We start from the raw sequence: 14,883 nt of genomic DNA on the forward strand, positions 1-14,883 counted from the left end.
CGCTCGTCCAGGCGGCAGCGAATCATGCAACCATGCGTTTTTGACAATCATTATCGTCGCCACGGACAGTTGCCTGATGCACAGCCACCTCTTCCGTCGTACCGTCGCCACCACCGCAGGTGCCCTGCTGGCCCTGGGCAGCACCGCCGCCTGCGCCCAGGACGGCGGCGACGGGTCCGCCGGCGACACCACGGTCGGCGTGGTAGCCGCCTTCTACCCCTTGCAGTTTTTGGCCGAACGGATCGGCGGCGACGCCGTCACGGTTACCGGTCTCGCGCCCCCCGGAGCGGAGCCGCACGACCTGGAGCTCAGCCCTCGGCAGGTCGGCGAGGTCAGCGACGCGGACCTGGTCGTCTACCTGAGTAACTTCCAGCCCGCCGTCGATGCCGCGGTCGAGCAGGAGGCCGGTGACCACGCATTCGACGTGGTGGAGGTCGAGCCGCTGCTGGACGCCACCGACGGTGGTCACAGCCACGACCACGGCGACGAAGACGAGCACGCCGACGACGAGGCGGACCACGCCGACGAAGACGAGCACGCCGACGACGAGGCGGACCACGCCGACGAGGCGGACGACCACGCCGAGGAGACCGGCGCGAAGGACCCGCACCTGTGGCTGGACCCCACCCGGTTCGCCACCGTCGGTGACGCGCTGGCCGAGCGTCTCGCCGCCGTCGACCCGGACCACGCCGCCGACTACACCGAGCGTGCCGCCGCGCTGCGCACCGAGTTGGAGGCCCTGGACGCCGAGTACGCCGAGCGGCTGGCCGACTGCGAGCGCCGGGAGATCATCACCAGTCATGCCGCCTTCGGCTACCTGGCAGCCCGCTACCAGCTCGACCAGATCGGGATCACCGGGTTGAGCCCGGAGGACGAGCCGACCCCGCAGCGCCTCGCCGAGGTGATCGAGGAGGCCCGGGAGCACCAGGCGACGACGATCTTCTTCGAGACGCTGGTCAGCCCGAGCGTCGCCGAGACCATCGCCGACGAGACCGGTGCCGAGACTGCAGTGCTCGATCCGATCGAGGGACTGCAGCCAGACGCCGACGGAGACTATTTTTCGGTGATGCACAACAATCTTAACAATCTGACCGCCGCCCTGGGATGTTCGTGACCACCAGCGTCGTCCAGGTATCGCGCGGAGCGGTCGGCTACGACAACCGCACCGTCCTGCGCTCCGTCGACCTCACCGTGACCAGCGGTGAGGTCGTCGCGCTGCTGGGCGCCAACGGTTCCGGCAAGTCGACCCTGATCCGCGCGGCACTCGGGCTGGTGCCGCTGCGCAGCGGCTCGGTGCACCTGTTCGGGGTGCCGGCGACGCGGTTCCGGCAGTGGCACCGGATCGGCTACGTCCCACAACGGCTCGGTGCCGGCAGCGGCGTACCGGCCACCGTCGGCGAGGTGGTCGCCTCCGGTCGGCTGGCCCGTCGCGGCGTACTGCGACCGCCCGGTGCCGCCGACCGGACGGCCGTCGCCGCGGCGCTGAGCGCCGTCGGCCTCGCCGACCGGTCCCGGGATCCGGTGGCCACGCTCTCTGGCGGTCAGCAGCAACGGACGCTGATCGCCCGCGCGCTGGCCGGCGAACCGGAACTGCTGGTGCTCGACGAACCCACCGCCGGGGTCGACGCGGCCAGCCAGGAGGCGTTTGCCCGGGCACTCGGCGCGTTCGTGGCCGGCAACGGTACGGTGCTCCTCGTCGCCCACGAGCTCGGTCCGCTGCAGCCGCTGATCGACCGGGCCGTGGTGCTGCACCACGGCGAGGTGGTGCATGACGGCGCGGTGCCTGCGCCGGCCGGCCACCACGCGGACCCCGGACACGACCACGTCCACCCGCACGCCGCGGTGGAGCCGGCCCAGATGTGGACCACATGAGCATCTTCCAGTACGAGTTCATGATCCGGGCCCTGATCGGGGCCCTGGTCATCGGCCTGGCCGCCCCGGCCCTCGGCATCTACCTGGTGCAGCGTCGGATGTCGCTGATCGGCGACGGCGTCGGCCACGTGGCGCTGACCGGCGTCGGCGTCGGTCTGCTGCTGGACCGCTCCCCGGTGCTCACCGCCGTAATCGCCGCCGCAGTCGGCGCGGTCGCCATCGAGCTGCTGCGCGAACGCGGGCGTACCTCCGGCGACATGGCGTTGGCCCTGCTCTTCTACGGCGGCATCGCCGGCGGGGTGATGCTGGTCGGGCTGGCCGGCGACCGCAGCAACGCCAACCTGATGGCGTACCTCTTCGGCTCGCTCACCACCGCCTCGGTCGAGGACCTGTGGGTGATCGTGGTGCTGGCCGCAGTCGTGCTGACCGCGATGCTGCTGCTGCGGCCGGCGCTGTTCGCCATCTGTCACGACGAGGAGTACGCCCGGGTCTCCGGCCTGCCGGTGCGCACCCTCAACCTGCTGATCGCGGTGACCACCGCGGTGACCGTCACCATCGCCATGAGGGCGGTCGGCCTGCTGCTGGTCAGCGCGCTGATGGTGGTCCCGGTGGCGACCGCCCAGCAGATCACCCGGGGTTTCCGCAGCACCATGGCGATGGCGATGATCATCGGTACGGCCTCCGCCGGCGGCGGGGTGTGGCTGGCCGGAACCGCCGACACCGCGATGGGCGCGACCATCGTGATCCTGGCGATCGCTGCCTTCGCGGCCACCGCCGTCGGCGCCGGGACGTGGCGGCTGCTGCGCCGCCGCGCCGGCACGCTGGCCGTCCACCGCCGGCAGCCCCGCGAGGTCGAACCGCCCGAGGTGGTCCTGGACCGTCCCGCCGAGATGGTCCCGGATCGTCCCGTCTGACCTGGTACAGACCCGGCAACGAGCACCGCTGAGCCGCCTGCCTGCCGATCCGCCTCCGGTATTGGTTACCGTTGCGGGGTGACGATGGCCAACGGCTACGACGGGTACGAGAGCGCCAGCGAGTTGCTGCGCGCACTCTCGGCCCCGCTGCGGGTGGCCATCGTGACCGAGCTCGCCCAGGGCGAACGGTGTGTCCACGAACTCGTGCAGAAGCTCGGCGCGCCGCAACCGCTGGTGTCCCAGCATCTGCGGGTGCTGCGGGGCGCAGGCGTGGTGCACGGCTCCCGGCGAGGCCGGGAGATCGCTTACGCGCTGGTCGACGAACACGTCGCGCATATCGTCGCGGACGCTGTCAGTCATGCCCGGGAGGTCCGGTGAGCAGCCGCCGGCACCGGCCCGGTCAGAACACGTCCCGGAGGCCTTGATGAGGACTGGAGACACCACGCCCGGCACCGCAGAGCCCTCGGCGGTGCGCAACACCCGGCAACGCAGCGCGGTCAGCGCCATCCTCGACGAGCTCGCCGGCTTCCACAGCGCCCAGGAGCTGCACGCCATGCTGCGTCAGCGGGGCGACCGGGTCGGTCTGACCACGGTCTACCGGACGTTGCAGGGGCTGGCCGACTCCGGCGAGGTCGACGTGATGCGTCCACCTGGCGGCGAGCACCTGTACCGGCGGTGCAGCCAGGGCCACCACCATCATCTGGTCTGCCGCTCGTGCGGCAGCGCGGTCGAGGTGGCCGGGCCGGCGGTGGAAAGCTGGGCGGAACGGATCGCGGCGCAGCACGGCTACATCGGAGTCAGCCATACGATGGAGATCTTCGGGACCTGCCCGAAATGCGCCGCCCGGCGTACCCCGAAGACGTGACCGCGTATACGCGGTTCCGGTCCTCGTACGGCACGCTGTGCGTATGCAGATCTACGCCGACCGTTTTCCGCGCGCCGGCCGGCAACTCGCCACCGACCTGATCGTCGTCGTCTGGGTCTACCTGTGGATCCGTGCCGCCAGCTGGCTGCATGACCGGGTCGGTGAGCTGGCCGACGCTGGTCGGACATTAGAGAACGCCGGCACCGGGCTGGCCGACAACCTCGCCGACGTCGGCAGCCGGGTCGGCCGGGTGCCACTGGTCGGCGACGAGCTGACCGGGCCGTTCGAGCAGGCCGCCGGGGCGGCCCGTTCGGTCGCCGCCGCCGGGCAGGAGCAGCAGGACCTGGTCGGTGAGCTGGCCCTGGTGCTGGCCGCCACGATGCTGGTCTTTCCGCTGGGTCTGGTGCTGTTCGGCTGGTTGCCGTTGCGGGTGCGCTGGATCCGGCGGGCGAGCGCGGCGGCCCGACTGCGCGGCGTACCGGCCGGGTCGGATCTGCTGGCGTTGCGGGCGCTGACCACCCGCCCGCTCGGCACCATCGCCGCGCTCGGACCGGACGTCGCCGCTGGGTGGCGGCGGGGCGACCCGGCGGTCACCGACGCGTTGGCGGAGTTGGAGCTGCGGGCGTTGGGCCTACGTGGCCGACGCTGACCGGCCGCCGCGCCCGGCACCACCGTCGCTGTCCTCGTCCTCGTCGTCCTCGTCCTCATCGTCGCCGTCCAGCCAGCCACGGTGCACGAAGGGCAGGGCCGCCCAGAAGATCAGGAACCACACCCCGGTGAGGCCGCTGAGCACGAAGGCGACCGGTCGGGGCAGGATGAAGTCGGTGACCAGCAGCACCGAGCTGACCATGGCGACCAGCATCAGGCTGAGACCGCCGCTGGCCATCCGGTGGGCGAACCGGACCAGCTCCGGCTTGCGGCCACGCCGGAAGAGCGCCCGGTGGAACGCCACCGGCGAAATGATCAACGCGGCGGCGGCCGCCGCCGCCAGCAGCGCCACCACGTACACGTCCCGTTGGAACCCGTTCGTGTCGGGGAAACCGCTGCTGAACGGCAGGGTCAGCAGGAACGCGAAGAGGATTTGCACCCCGGTCTGGGCGACCCTCAGCTCCTGCAAAAGATCGGAAAAGTTGCGCTGCCAGCGTTCCTTTTCGGTTTCCCGGTCCACGTCCCGCTTGTCCTCCTGTCGAAACCGCCCCGCCGAGCCGCCCACGATCGAACGGCGGTCGGCTGTGCCCCCGACCCCGGAGTCGACCGTCTGGAATAGACGCAACGGCCAGGGACCGTAGATCGTCTTTGTGTGGAAGTTGATCGAGGGCCAGCCGCTGCGCTGTGCAAGTATGGCAGGACTCCCGACCGGCCGGCTCGCTGACCTGATCGGCCGGGTTCGCGAGATCGTGAGCGACGAGTGGGAGAAGCCGCTGGTCGGACGTCCGCGCGTGTTTCCGCTGCCCACGGCGGTGATCGCGGTGCTGTTCGAACTGCGGCACAACATGCCCGACGAGGTCATGGCTGAGGTGTTCGGCTGTTCGCAGGCCACGATCACCCGCTATCACCAGATCCTGCCGCCGATCCTGCGCTGGGCCACCCGTCCCGAGGTCGACCAGCGCCTGGAACGAACCCGCCGTGACGGTGTACTGGTCGACGGGTTCCTGGCCTCGGTCGGCGAACGCGAGTCCTACCACGGCCCGTTCTCCGGCAAAAAGCACGTGTCCGGGCAGAACGTACAGGTCATCGCCGACCTCGACGGCCGGCGGACGTCGGCGAGCCCGTCAACGGCGCCCGCCACGACGCTGCGGCGTTCCGAACGGCATCACAACGCGCACCGACCCCACCGGGCATCTCGAACGCCAGACCCCGGCAACCACTGCCGGAGCCGATCACCGATGCGGCCACGGTCACGCACCTGGACATCCGTAGACATGACCGCCTCGGCAGCATCATCCACGAATAGGAACATGCCGCTTGACCTGCACAGACGGGGCTTCGGCACCCACCGGCCGGCATTGTCAGGGTTCGCGGCGAAGGTCGACTGAGTAGGAAGGTCCGCTCAGCCGCATGGTGTCGCCTTGGCACACGTACGTGTTTGGGTCGAACTCGGTCACCTGGTAGTCATCCTGTGATCTGATGACGGCGTCCACGATCAGCGTGGCTGATCCGTGTCCGGAAACTTCCGAATAAACGATTTTGCCGTTGCTGGTTCGATATCGAAATGTGCTCTTACCCGTGATGACGAATTGCCACTTCAGGCCATCTCGTACGGCGGATCTCGGGCTACCGGCCCCGAAGTCGACTGTGCCGGTGCCGTCGGCCTTGAACTGCCGCACCACCCCGAAGTTGGTCCACGGGGTGGGATCGCCTTCGAAGTACTTGACGTGGTTGGTTTCGGTCCAGGTGCCGATGAGGCAGTTTTGGTCGCCTGCCGGGGTTGTCGGGACGGGAGCGTGGATGGGGGTGCGGCTGAGTCGCCGCATGTCGTTGGTGTGCGTGCTGGTGGTGTGCAGCCTCATCGTGTCGTCGGATAGGCAGGAGTAGTGCTCGGTGTCGGTGCCGGTGCCGGTGTCGGTGTCGGTGTGCAGCGAGCTGCGCTGCTGGACCGCGCCGGCGACACTGATAATGATCGTGCCGTCTCCGGCCGAGTGGGAGTAACTGATCATTCTGTCGCGAGTCTCGTACCAGAACGTCACCCGGCCGGTCCTGGTGACTGTGACGGGTTTGCCGTGCAACGTCCCGGTCTCCGTTACGCCCATGCCGTAGTCGATGATTCCGGTGCCATTGTCGCGGAACTCGTAGACCCGACCCTTGCTACGCAGCCATACCCCGGTGCCATCGATGTGGCGGTAGGCGACGCGCGAGGTTTCCCTCCAGGTTCCGACCAGGCAGGAGTCGACTGACGCCAGCTTCGCCGTGACGCCGGGACGGTTGGGCTTGGAGTTGAGGACCTCGCCGAGCCAGGTCCTGGACAGGTCGGGGGCTTGCAGGATGGTCAGCGCGATGGTCACAGTCGCCAGGATCGCCACGCCGACAGCGGGGGCACCGGGGATGCGGTGATGTCGGCGGGTGGGGGTCGATGCCTCCTGCCCTGGATGATCGGCCTCATCGCTTCGTGGCTGAGCCAGCTCGGGTGGAGCGCCGCCAGTGCGTGTCGGGTGCTGGTCGGCGGTGTCCTCGCGCGGGGCGGGCACCCGTGCCGGGCCTCCATCTGGTCCGGTGGCGTGATGCTCGGGCTGCCGTCGCGGCCTCGCCCGCCACAGCAAGCGGATTCTGGCGATAGCGGTCGCGACCATGATGGCTGGGATGGCCAGCACCGCGCCTTCGACGATGGTCAGGTGGAACCGGTACGCCTCCAACGAAACGTCGGATGGCAGTGGAGAGGCACAGCTGAGAACGAACCGGTCGGCCGAGCCGGCCAGGTTGATGCAGCGGGCGACCGGAAGCGCGACTGCGTCGGCCGCCAGAGTGGCCAGCACACCGGCCAGGCACAGCGTGAACGGCACCAGCAACGCCCAGTGCCGGCGGGCCCGGACGGTGACCACACCGACGGCGCAGGCGACGCCCATGCTGGCCACGGTGTGGTAGGCGAGCAGGAAGATGCCGACGCTGTAGCCGACGCTGTCGCTGACCTCGTCGGGCAGCAGGACGCCCGTGGCCACGGCGATCGAGAGGCAGACTAGTGCAACGGCGGCGGCGACGACCAGGGAGGTGATGACGGCGGGCCGCAGCCTGACCGGTGGGTGTGGCCGGACACCGGCGCCGTGCCCGCTATGGCGGCTGAGTAGCCACGGCACCAGCCACAGCAGCGTCAACCCCGGCAGCACCAGCGGGGTCTTCGCTATGTAGTGCAGTGGGCCGGACTGAATGTCGGACCAGCGGATGAGTAGGTTGTACCAGCCGACGTCCGCAATAGGAGCGTCATATAGCCCCACATCGAGCAATGCGTCATTGTCGCGGAAGGCGACCCACAGCGCCGTCCATGGGGCTGCGGCGAGGGTCGCCGTGCTGATCAGCAGCGGTGCCGACCATCGCCGAGCGGCGGTGGTGCCCACGCCGATGGTGTGCATCGCGGCGGCCATCCACCCTGCGACCGCGAGGGCGCCGACGAGCAGAAGTAGGACGGCGCCCAGGTAGCGCCACTGCAGCAGGCTGAACCGGTTGGACGAAATGAGGGTTGTCTGCTCGCCGAGCAGGAACCCGGCGGTCAGCGCCATGGCGGGCGACGCGATGTGCCACCAGCGTGGCCGCCCGGTGCCGCCCGACCCGGACACGCCGCGGCTGGTGCGTAGCCGCGCGGCGACGGTGGCTCGCCATACCGCCACACCGAGTGGCCCCACGACAGCCGGCACGCAGATCAGCCCGGCGAGCGTCGCGCTCAACACCGGGTACTCGGGGAACGCGGTCGGCACCAGGACCTGAAGATTCACCGCGATCACGGCGGCGGCGAATCCGGCGGTGGCGGTCTCCCACAGCCGCGGCCGTACCCGCATCGTGTCCGGGTCGTTGACGGCCTTTACCCGGTCGGTCGGGTGCGGGTGACGGGACAACATGCCACGCAGCAGCGGCCACTGCTGAGTCTCGATCACGTTGCGGAGCGCGTTGACGGGGCCACCGCAGGCGACCACACGCATGTCCGCGTAGGTCTCCCGCGCCCGCAGCACGGCGTTTCGGCTGAGCAGCACAAACACGGTCAGCGCGAGCAGCACAGCCAACTTGCCGATCGTCCCCGCTGAGGGTCCCTGCCAGTCCAGCGGGGTGGACAGGATGCCCGGATGTACGGTGAGCACCAGCAGGGGCAGCGCCGCCACCGCGACGTAGGACCACCATATCGTCACTGTCAGGTAGGTCTTGTTCACGTCGCGGTGGTACAGGTGGCCCAGCTCGTGCAGCACGACCGCGTCGAAGCGTTCCCTGTCCCTACCATTACCGTGCAGATCGAGCAGCCCGGCATCGAGCCGTACGTAGTAGCGGCCGAGCCGGCCGAAGGCTTGGCCGTTGACGTCCTTACCCGCGCCCAGCATGAAGGTGGGCGGAGAGGACAGACCAGCCTGTTCGCTGAGCTCGACGAGGTCGCCATGCACCTGCCGGTACGGCCCGTCCGGCGCAAGCTTGCGCAGGCCGCGAAGGCGAATCAGAAACCACGGGTAGGTCCAGTACATGAGCACCGCCACGGCGAACAGCAGCATGTTGCCGTAGACGGCCCACAAGATCTCGTCGCGCCACTCCGGCGCCACGCACAGGCTGGAGCGGTGCAGCGCGTCGGTGTACCAGGTGACCTCGTTGCCGTTGAGGCTGTCGGGGTCACGCGCGAGGATCGGCTCGGCCGCCTTGCAGAGGATCACTGACGCCCAAAGCTGCTGGCCTTTGGTCGGCACCGACGTGTAGATGCTGGTGTAGATGAGGCCGGCCGTCGCCAGTACGGCCAGAACCAGCAGGGCGAACAGCGTCGTGGTCGCCGCGGGCACCCGATACAGGTTGGCCGCCCGCGACTGCCCGGGTTCCCCCGGCGCGGCCTGGGCGTCCGCCTCGGTGCTGGCCATCACGAATCGTCGCGCAACGTCTCTATCAGAGCCTCGGCGATCCGCGTGGCGGTGGTGCCCTCGACACCGGCATCCCGTGCGACGTCGCCGACGATCCTGCGGATTTCGGCGCAGTCCCGCTCCGAGATCCGGCCGCCGTCCTGGTGCCCGACCCGAATCAGGTGTTCGACCGCCATGCTCGCTGCGGTGAGCACCACCGGGGTCATCCGGGTACCTGCGCCGGCGCGCCGATCACCAAACGCCAGGTGGCCAGCACCGGCGAACCGCCGCCGCGATCTGGCGAAGAAGGCATCGCTGACCACGTCAAACGCCAACAACTCCGGCAGCGCGACCAGCGCCACCACGCCCCTGGCGGCTTCCCTGGCCGCCGCGACCACCCTCGCATCCGCTACCCTACGTGGCCTGACCATGACGACGCGCCGGCGCGGCCGGCCACCGAACGCTGCCCGGAACGCCGGTGTCTGCCGGGCCACGGTAGCCGCCACCTGCCGAAGCCACGACCCGTCCAGCCGCACGCCGACGCCCGCCGCCTGGTACGCCGGCGTCCGCCGGCCCACCGTCGCCCACACCTGGGCCCACCAGGAATCACCGGACATCGGCCGCTCCCGCCATGTCATCGGGACGGTCGTCCACTCCGGCCGCAGAAACCGCGGCCGGCGTTTCGACTCGACGTCCGATGACGGCCACCAGCCGTTCCAAGGCCAGAGGCCCCGCCACCCCAAGCCCGAACGCCGCCAACTCACCGCCAAGCTGGCCGGCAGCGGCGGCGGCCGTGCCGCCGCCTGCGGCGACCCGCACCACCGAGGCGAACGCCCAGATACCGAAGGCGTTCCAACGCACCCGAAGCGACGCCTGGGAGTCTTTGGGGTCGATCCATGGCCAGCGGCCGGTCGCCCGGACGACCGCGACGGCGTCGTACGCCTCCACGACAGCGCCACCAACTGCGCCCCACACCAAGCCATGCCACACAAGCATCGACCTTTATCAACCTTTCTGGTCCGCCTCATGGCCGCACTGTCCACCATCTCCGGCCGGAACCACCTGGACTCACCCAGACGCGTTCAACGACACACGAGAACCACCGAAGGGCATCCGCTGAACCGGCCCCAACCGGCCCTTATCCGACTTCATACCCGGGCCGAGCATCACAACCCAACCGCAGGACAGCACGCATCCACAGTGACGTGTCACGGGATCACCAACATCGGCCAACTCGACAAAAGGACCGCACCGCGTCCCGCCCAGACACGCCCAATGCGTCTTCATCCGCCCGCACTCCACTCACCAGACACGTTGACAAGTTGTCGCAACGAGCAACGGCGTACGGTGTAGTTTTGACCTGATCAGGCATCACAAGCAAGGAACGAGTCGGCTGGCCGACAACGGGGGTCTGTCGTCCGAACGTGGATCTCTTCTTCGTTGAAAGTCATTCAAAGCTCGGGTGCGACGGCTCTGAAGATCTCCCTCAACCCCGCTCACCGTGACATCCATGGGCGTCGACCAATTTCTGAATGGCCCTCCCGCAGTGGGAAACCCCTACTCGTACTGCTGCCTGGGGGCGTCGATCTGCTGCCACGACTCGACCGCCAGGTAGGGGATGCTGGCCCCGTTCACCGGGTCGGTGCCGATCCGGTCGCTGTACCGGCCGACCACCTCGATCCAGGTGTCCGCCGGCAGCCCGGTCGGGACGCTCCCGTCCATCCCGACCTTGATCGGCCGGCCGTCGGCGGCGCAGCAGGAGAGCACGATCCGGGCCAGCATCGGCTCACCGTCCGGACCGTCGGTGACGAAGCCGGTGAGTCGTACGTTGCGCCCGTCCAGCGACCGACCCTCGTCGAAGATCGCCCGGGAGGCGTAGTCGAGCACGCTGATCTCGGCCGGATCGCCGTCCGGCAACGGCGGATAGTCCGACGATGCCTGCTCGCTGCTCAACGCGGTGCCGGCCTGCGCGACGGCGTACGAACCCAGCGCCGGCGGGGCGACCAGCAGCAGCCCGAGCACCGGCAGGATCAGCAGCCAGCCCACCCTCGGCTCGTGATGGGCGTGGCCGTGGCCGTCGTCGGCGGCGTCGCCGTGCCCGTCGTCGGTGGCGTGGCCGTGCCCGGCATGTACGCCGACGGCAGGGGCCGGTGTCGACCGACGCCGCAGGTCGTGCCAGAGCGTCATGACCGCTGCGGCGATCAGCAGCAGGCCGGCGACGATCAGGAACGGCTGCAGCGCCTCCTTGACGTACCGCAGGTACATGTCGGTGACGCTGGCCCGGACCACCGCGCCACCGAGCAGCAGCAGCACCACACCTTGAGCCTGTTTGTTCACAGCAGCACCGTCCCCACCGCGACCGCCACCACGATGGCGATCAGGAATGTCGCCGGAGCGAACCGGTACGCGAATCTGCGCCCGAACGTGCCGGCCTGCATCGAGACAAGTTTCAGGTCGACCATCGGGCCGACGACCAGGAAGACCAGCCGTGACGTGAGCGAGAACTGCGACAACGAGGCCGCGACGAAGGCGTCCGCCTCGGAGCAGATCGACAACAGCACGGCGAGTGCGGCGAGCGCCAGGATGGACAGCACCGGATTGTCGGCGAGGGTCTGCAACCAGCGCTCCGGCACCAGCACGTTGATACTGGCGGCGGCCATCGCGCCGATCACCAGGAAACCGCCGGCGTGCATGATGTCGTGCCGGACCGCCGCCCAGAACGCCCGCGCCCGGGACAGGTCGTCCAGGTCGGGGCGGTGCGGCAGGCGGATCCAGTCGGTGCGACCCAGCCGCAGCCACAGCCAGCCCATCACGACCGCGACGAGCAGGCTGGCGACACCCCGGCCGACGACCATCTCGGGGTTGTTCGGGAAGGCGACCGCCGTGGCCACCAGCACGATCGGGTTGATCGCCGGGGCGGCGAGCAGGAAGGCCAACGCGGCGGCCGGCGCGACGCCCCGCCGGATCAGCGACCCGGCGATCGGCACCGAACCGCACTCGCAGCCGGGCAACACCACCCCGGCGGCGCTGGCCACCGGCACCGCCAGCGCCGGGTGTTTCGGCAGCGCCTTCGCCCAGAACGACCTGGGTACGAAGACCGCGATCACCGCGGAGAGCACCACCCCGAAGACCAGGAACGGCATCGCCTGGACCATCACCGACACGAAGACCGTGGTCCAGGTCTGCAGCCGGGGGTCGGAGATCAGGTTGGCCAACGGCTCGCGGAAGATCACCAGCCCGATCAGCAGGAAGGCGAGCACCTCCACCGAGCCGACCCGGTCACCGAACAGTCGGCGTCGGGGCGGACGCGGGCCACCGGGCGGTCCGGCGCCGCCGCCGGACCCGGGCAGGTCGTCGTCGGCCGGCGCGGCCCAGTCGATGTCGTCGCCTGGGCGCGTCCGACGCGTCGCGGTGCGATCGGCAGCGGTCACGGCGGGCTGGTCCCCTCGCTGGTGTGAAGGCGGGCAGTTCACGATAACCCGCGCAGGGGTGCCCGCCACCACACCGGGACTCGACCACTGTCGGTGCGGTGCCACCGGTGCTAGCGTCAGTGGCACAACCTGATGTCCCACAGGGGAGCGCACACAGCGCTGAGAGTGCGGGGAGTCCCGCAGACCCTCGAACCTGATCTGGGTAATGCCAGCGCAGGGAGTTGGAGCGACGTATGACGCAGCAATCTATGCCCGCCGACCGTAGCTGGCGGACCGTCGACATCGTGGTCGCCTCGGTGATCGCGGTCGCGTTCGGGGTGGTCTTCTGGCTGTGGGGACTGATCTGGACCGCCACCGAGGCCGCGTTCACCTTCTTCCCGCCCGCTCAGGCAGTGCTGTACGGGGTGTGGCTGGTGCCGGCTGTGCTCGGCGCGCTGGTGATCCGCAAGCCGGGGGCCGCGCTGTTCTGCGAGCTGGTCGCAGCGGTCGTCTCGGCGGCGTTGGGCAGCCAGTGGGGTGCCGTGGTGATCGTGCAGGGGCTGGCCCAGGGGGTCGGTGCCGAGCTGGTGTTCCTGGCGGTGGCGTACCGCTCGTTCCGGCTGCCGGTGGCGCTGACCGCCGGGGCCACCGCCGGGCTCGGCGCGGCGATCTTCGACCAGATCCGCTACTACGCGCCGTACGACCTGGTCAGTTTCCGGATTCCGATCTTCATCGTCACTGTGGTCAGCGCGATCGTGCTGGCCGGTGCCGGCAGCGTGGCGCTGACCCGGGCACTGGCCCGCACCGGGGTGCTCGACCGGTTCCCCGCCGGCCGCGACCGCACCACGGTGTGACCCGGCCAGGGCCGGCCGGGTCGTGAGCCGGCTGGAGCTGCGCGGGTTCGGCTGGCGGCACGCCGGCCGCCGGGCCTGGGCGGTCCGTGACGTCGAGCTGAGCGTCGACGCCGGCGAACGGGTCCTACTGCTCGGGCCGTCGGGGGCCGGCAAGAGCACGCTGCTGGCGGCGATCGCCGGGTTGCTGCCGGCCGACTCGGGCGAGCAGGCCGGCACCGTCACCGTCGACGGGCTCGACCCGCGCAAGGCCCGCGAGCGGGTCGGCATCGTCTTCCAGGACCCGCAGAGCCAGCTGGTCATGGCGCGCAGCGGCGACGACGTCGCGTTCGGGCTGGAGAACCGGGGCGTGCCGGCCGAGCAGATCTGGCCACGGGTGGACGCCGCGCTGGCCCGGGTCGGTTTCCGCTACGGCCGGGACCGGCCGACTGCCGCGCTGTCCGGCGGCGAGCAGCAGCGGCTGGCCCTGGCCGGGGCGCTCGCCCTGCGGCCGGGTCTGCTGCTGCTGGACGAACCGACCGCGAACCTCGACCCGGCCGGCGCCGACCTGGTCCGCGACGCCGTCGCCGGGGCGCTCGACGGGGACCGGGACACCACGCTGGTGATCGTCGAGCACCGGGTGGCGCAGGCGCTGCCGCTGGTCGACCGGGTGGTGGTGCTGTCCGCCGGTGGCGGCGTGCGGGCCGACGGCAAGCCGGACGAGATCTTCGACCGGTACGGCGGGCAACTGGCCGCCGACGGTGTCTGGGTGCCGGACCAGCCGTTGCCGCAGCGCGGTGGTTCCGCCGCCCCGGCCGGTGAGCCGCTGCTGATCGCCGACCGGGTCGGGCTGGTGCCCCGGCTCGCCCCGCTCGCCGACGAGGTGCCGGTACGCGGCGGCGAGGCACTGGCCGTGCTGGGGCCCAACGGCGCCGGCAAGACCACGCTGGCCCTGCTGCTCGGCGGGCTGGTCGCGGCCACCGACGGAGCGGTCCGGGCCACCGCCGCGTTGACCGGCGACGGCCGGGTCGGCCCGGCCCCGCACCGGTGGCAGGCACCGGAGCTGGTCCGCCGGATCGGCAACGTGTTCCAGAACCCGGAGCACCAGTTCGTTGCCACCACGGTGGCCGACGAGCTGGCCCTCGGCCCGCGCCGCTGCGGGCTGGCGGAGTCGGCCGTCGCGCCGGTGGTCGACGAGTTGCTGCACCGGCTGCGGCTGGACCGGTTGGCGGCTGCCAACCCGTACACCCTGTCCGGTGGTGAGGCGCGGCGGCTGAGTGTGGCGACCGCCCTGGCCACCGCGCCCCGCCTGCTGGTGCTCGACGAGCCGACGTTCGGCCAGGACCGGCGCACCTGGCTCGAACTGGTCGCGCTGCTCGGTGAGCTGCGCGACGCCGGGCACGGGATCGTGACGGTGACCCACGACGTCGACCTCGTCGCCGCCCTCGCCGACCGGCGGTTGACCCTGTGAGCCGGCCG

At 70.3% G+C, this 14,883-nt stretch carries 15 protein-coding genes and 1 riboswitch; of the genes, 9 read left to right on the top strand and 6 right to left on the bottom strand.

The genetic code is table 11. From position 1 onward, the window contains the following. Nucleotides 1-76: 76 nt before the first annotated feature. The 6 genes from O7610_RS12800 (at nucleotide 77) to O7610_RS12825 (ending at nucleotide 4,300) form a co-directional block, all read left to right on the top strand. Nucleotides 77-1,114 carry a metal ABC transporter substrate-binding protein gene (locus tag O7610_RS12800; RefSeq protein ID WP_289213358.1) on the top strand — a complete coding sequence of 346 codons (1,038 nt, stop codon included), beginning with the start codon at nucleotides 77-79 and terminating at the stop codon, nucleotides 1,112-1,114. Then, the gene (locus tag O7610_RS12805) at nucleotides 1,105-1,872 is read left to right on the top strand and encodes a metal ABC transporter ATP-binding protein (RefSeq protein ID WP_502959089.1); all 768 of its coding nucleotides are present in this window, start codon (nucleotides 1,105-1,107) and stop codon (nucleotides 1,870-1,872) included. The genes O7610_RS12800 and O7610_RS12805 overlap by 10 nt, the downstream gene beginning before the upstream one ends. Continuing rightward, complete coding sequence (locus tag O7610_RS12810) at nucleotides 1,869-2,786, top strand: metal ABC transporter permease (RefSeq protein ID WP_281550973.1); 918 nt, start codon at nucleotides 1,869-1,871, stop codon at nucleotides 2,784-2,786. Before O7610_RS12805 ends, O7610_RS12810 begins: the two co-directional genes overlap by 4 nt. An 84-nt stretch (nucleotides 2,787-2,870) precedes the next feature. Next, on the top strand, nucleotides 2,871-3,164 hold the full coding sequence (locus O7610_RS12815) for an ArsR/SmtB family transcription factor (RefSeq protein ID WP_370461550.1): 294 nt from the start codon (nucleotides 2,871-2,873) through the stop codon (nucleotides 3,162-3,164). 46 nt (nucleotides 3,165-3,210) lie between these two features. Continuing rightward, nucleotides 3,211-3,651: a Fur family transcriptional regulator gene (locus O7610_RS12820; RefSeq protein ID WP_289213359.1), complete on the top strand. Its 441-nt coding sequence runs from the start codon at nucleotides 3,211-3,213 to the stop codon at nucleotides 3,649-3,651. Nucleotides 3,652-3,694: 43 nt separating this feature from the next. Beyond that, nucleotides 3,695-4,300 carry a hypothetical protein gene (locus tag O7610_RS12825; RefSeq protein WP_281550975.1) on the top strand — a complete coding sequence of 202 codons (606 nt, stop codon included), beginning with the start codon at nucleotides 3,695-3,697 and terminating at the stop codon, nucleotides 4,298-4,300. Here the strand turns inward: O7610_RS12825 and O7610_RS12830 are convergent. Beyond that, nucleotides 4,283-4,819: a DUF6328 family protein gene (locus O7610_RS12830; RefSeq protein ID WP_281550976.1), complete on the bottom strand. Its 537-nt coding sequence runs from the start codon at nucleotides 4,817-4,819 to the stop codon at nucleotides 4,283-4,285. The genes O7610_RS12825 and O7610_RS12830 overlap by 18 nt on opposite strands. Before the next feature lie 172 nt (nucleotides 4,820-4,991). Between O7610_RS12830 and O7610_RS12835 the strand changes: the two genes are divergently transcribed. Then, nucleotides 4,992-5,687, top strand: coding sequence for a helix-turn-helix domain-containing protein (locus O7610_RS12835; protein ID WP_289213360.1), 696 nt, complete (start codon nucleotides 4,992-4,994; stop codon nucleotides 5,685-5,687). Here O7610_RS12835 and O7610_RS12840 read toward each other — a convergent pair. The 5 genes from O7610_RS12840 to O7610_RS12860 all read right to left on the bottom strand — a co-directional run bounded on the left by O7610_RS12840 (nucleotide 5,661) and on the right by O7610_RS12860 (nucleotide 12,514). Beyond that, nucleotides 5,661-9,185: a M48 family metalloprotease gene (locus O7610_RS12840; protein WP_289213361.1), complete on the bottom strand. Its 3,525-nt coding sequence runs from the start codon at nucleotides 9,183-9,185 to the stop codon at nucleotides 5,661-5,663. The two genes, O7610_RS12835 and O7610_RS12840, sit on opposite strands and share 27 nt — an antisense overlap. Next, nucleotides 9,185-9,562 carry a hypothetical protein gene (locus O7610_RS12845; protein ID WP_289213362.1) on the bottom strand — a complete coding sequence of 126 codons (378 nt, stop codon included), beginning with the start codon at nucleotides 9,560-9,562 and terminating at the stop codon, nucleotides 9,185-9,187. The genes O7610_RS12840 and O7610_RS12845 overlap by 1 nt, the downstream gene beginning before the upstream one ends. 208 nt (nucleotides 9,563-9,770) lie before the next feature. Next, nucleotides 9,771-10,112, bottom strand: coding sequence for a hypothetical protein (locus tag O7610_RS12850; RefSeq protein WP_289213363.1), 342 nt, complete (start codon nucleotides 10,110-10,112; stop codon nucleotides 9,771-9,773). Nucleotides 10,113-10,721: 609 nt separating this feature from the next. Beyond that, nucleotides 10,722-11,501, bottom strand: a complete 780-nt coding sequence (locus O7610_RS12855) for a TIGR03943 family putative permease subunit (protein ID WP_289213364.1) — start codon at nucleotides 11,499-11,501, stop codon at nucleotides 10,722-10,724. After that, entirely contained in the window at nucleotides 11,498-12,514 is a 1,017-nt protein-coding gene (locus tag O7610_RS12860; RefSeq protein WP_416592874.1) for a permease, read from the bottom strand. Before O7610_RS12860 ends, O7610_RS12855 begins: the two co-directional genes overlap by 4 nt. A 212-nt stretch (nucleotides 12,515-12,726) precedes the next feature. After that, a riboswitch (TPP riboswitch) is annotated at nucleotides 12,727-12,832 on the top strand. On the opposite strand from O7610_RS12860, the gene O7610_RS12865 reads away from it, so the two are divergent. Next, nucleotides 12,829-13,428, top strand: a complete 600-nt coding sequence (locus O7610_RS12865) for an ECF transporter S component (protein ID WP_281550979.1) — start codon at nucleotides 12,829-12,831, stop codon at nucleotides 13,426-13,428. It overlaps the preceding riboswitch by 4 nt. A gap of 22 nt (nucleotides 13,429-13,450) precedes the next feature. Further along, complete coding sequence (locus tag O7610_RS12870; protein WP_289213365.1) at nucleotides 13,451-14,875, top strand: ABC transporter ATP-binding protein; 1,425 nt, start codon at nucleotides 13,451-13,453, stop codon at nucleotides 14,873-14,875. The last annotated feature ends 8 nt before the right edge of the window (nucleotides 14,876-14,883 follow it).

Source organism: Solwaraspora sp. WMMA2065, from assembly GCF_030345075.1.
GTDB lineage: Bacteria > Actinomycetota > Actinomycetes > Mycobacteriales > Micromonosporaceae > Micromonospora_E.

Bases quoted from the DNA above. Each gene is read 5' to 3' on its own strand.
- O7610_RS12800 (WP_289213358.1), top strand. From the start codon at position 77: ATGCACAGCCACCTCTTCCGTCGTACCGTCGCCACCACCGCAGGTGCC.
- O7610_RS12805 (WP_502959089.1), top strand. From the start codon at position 1,105: ATGTTCGTGACCACCAGCGTCGTCCAGGTATCGCGCGGAGCGGTCGGC.
- O7610_RS12810 (WP_281550973.1), top strand. From the start codon at position 1,869: ATGAGCATCTTCCAGTACGAGTTCATGATCCGGGCCCTGATCGGGGCC.
- O7610_RS12815 (WP_370461550.1), top strand. From the start codon at position 2,871: ATGGCCAACGGCTACGACGGGTACGAGAGCGCCAGCGAGTTGCTGCGC.
- O7610_RS12820 (WP_289213359.1), top strand. From the start codon at position 3,211: ATGAGGACTGGAGACACCACGCCCGGCACCGCAGAGCCCTCGGCGGTG.
- O7610_RS12825 (WP_281550975.1), top strand. From the start codon at position 3,695: ATGCAGATCTACGCCGACCGTTTTCCGCGCGCCGGCCGGCAACTCGCC.
- O7610_RS12835 (WP_289213360.1), top strand. From the start codon at position 4,992: ATGGCAGGACTCCCGACCGGCCGGCTCGCTGACCTGATCGGCCGGGTT.
- O7610_RS12840 (WP_289213361.1), bottom strand. From the start codon at position 9,185: ATGGCCAGCACCGAGGCGGACGCCCAGGCCGCGCCGGGGGAACCCGGG.
- O7610_RS12865 (WP_281550979.1), top strand. From the start codon at position 12,829: ATGACGCAGCAATCTATGCCCGCCGACCGTAGCTGGCGGACCGTCGAC.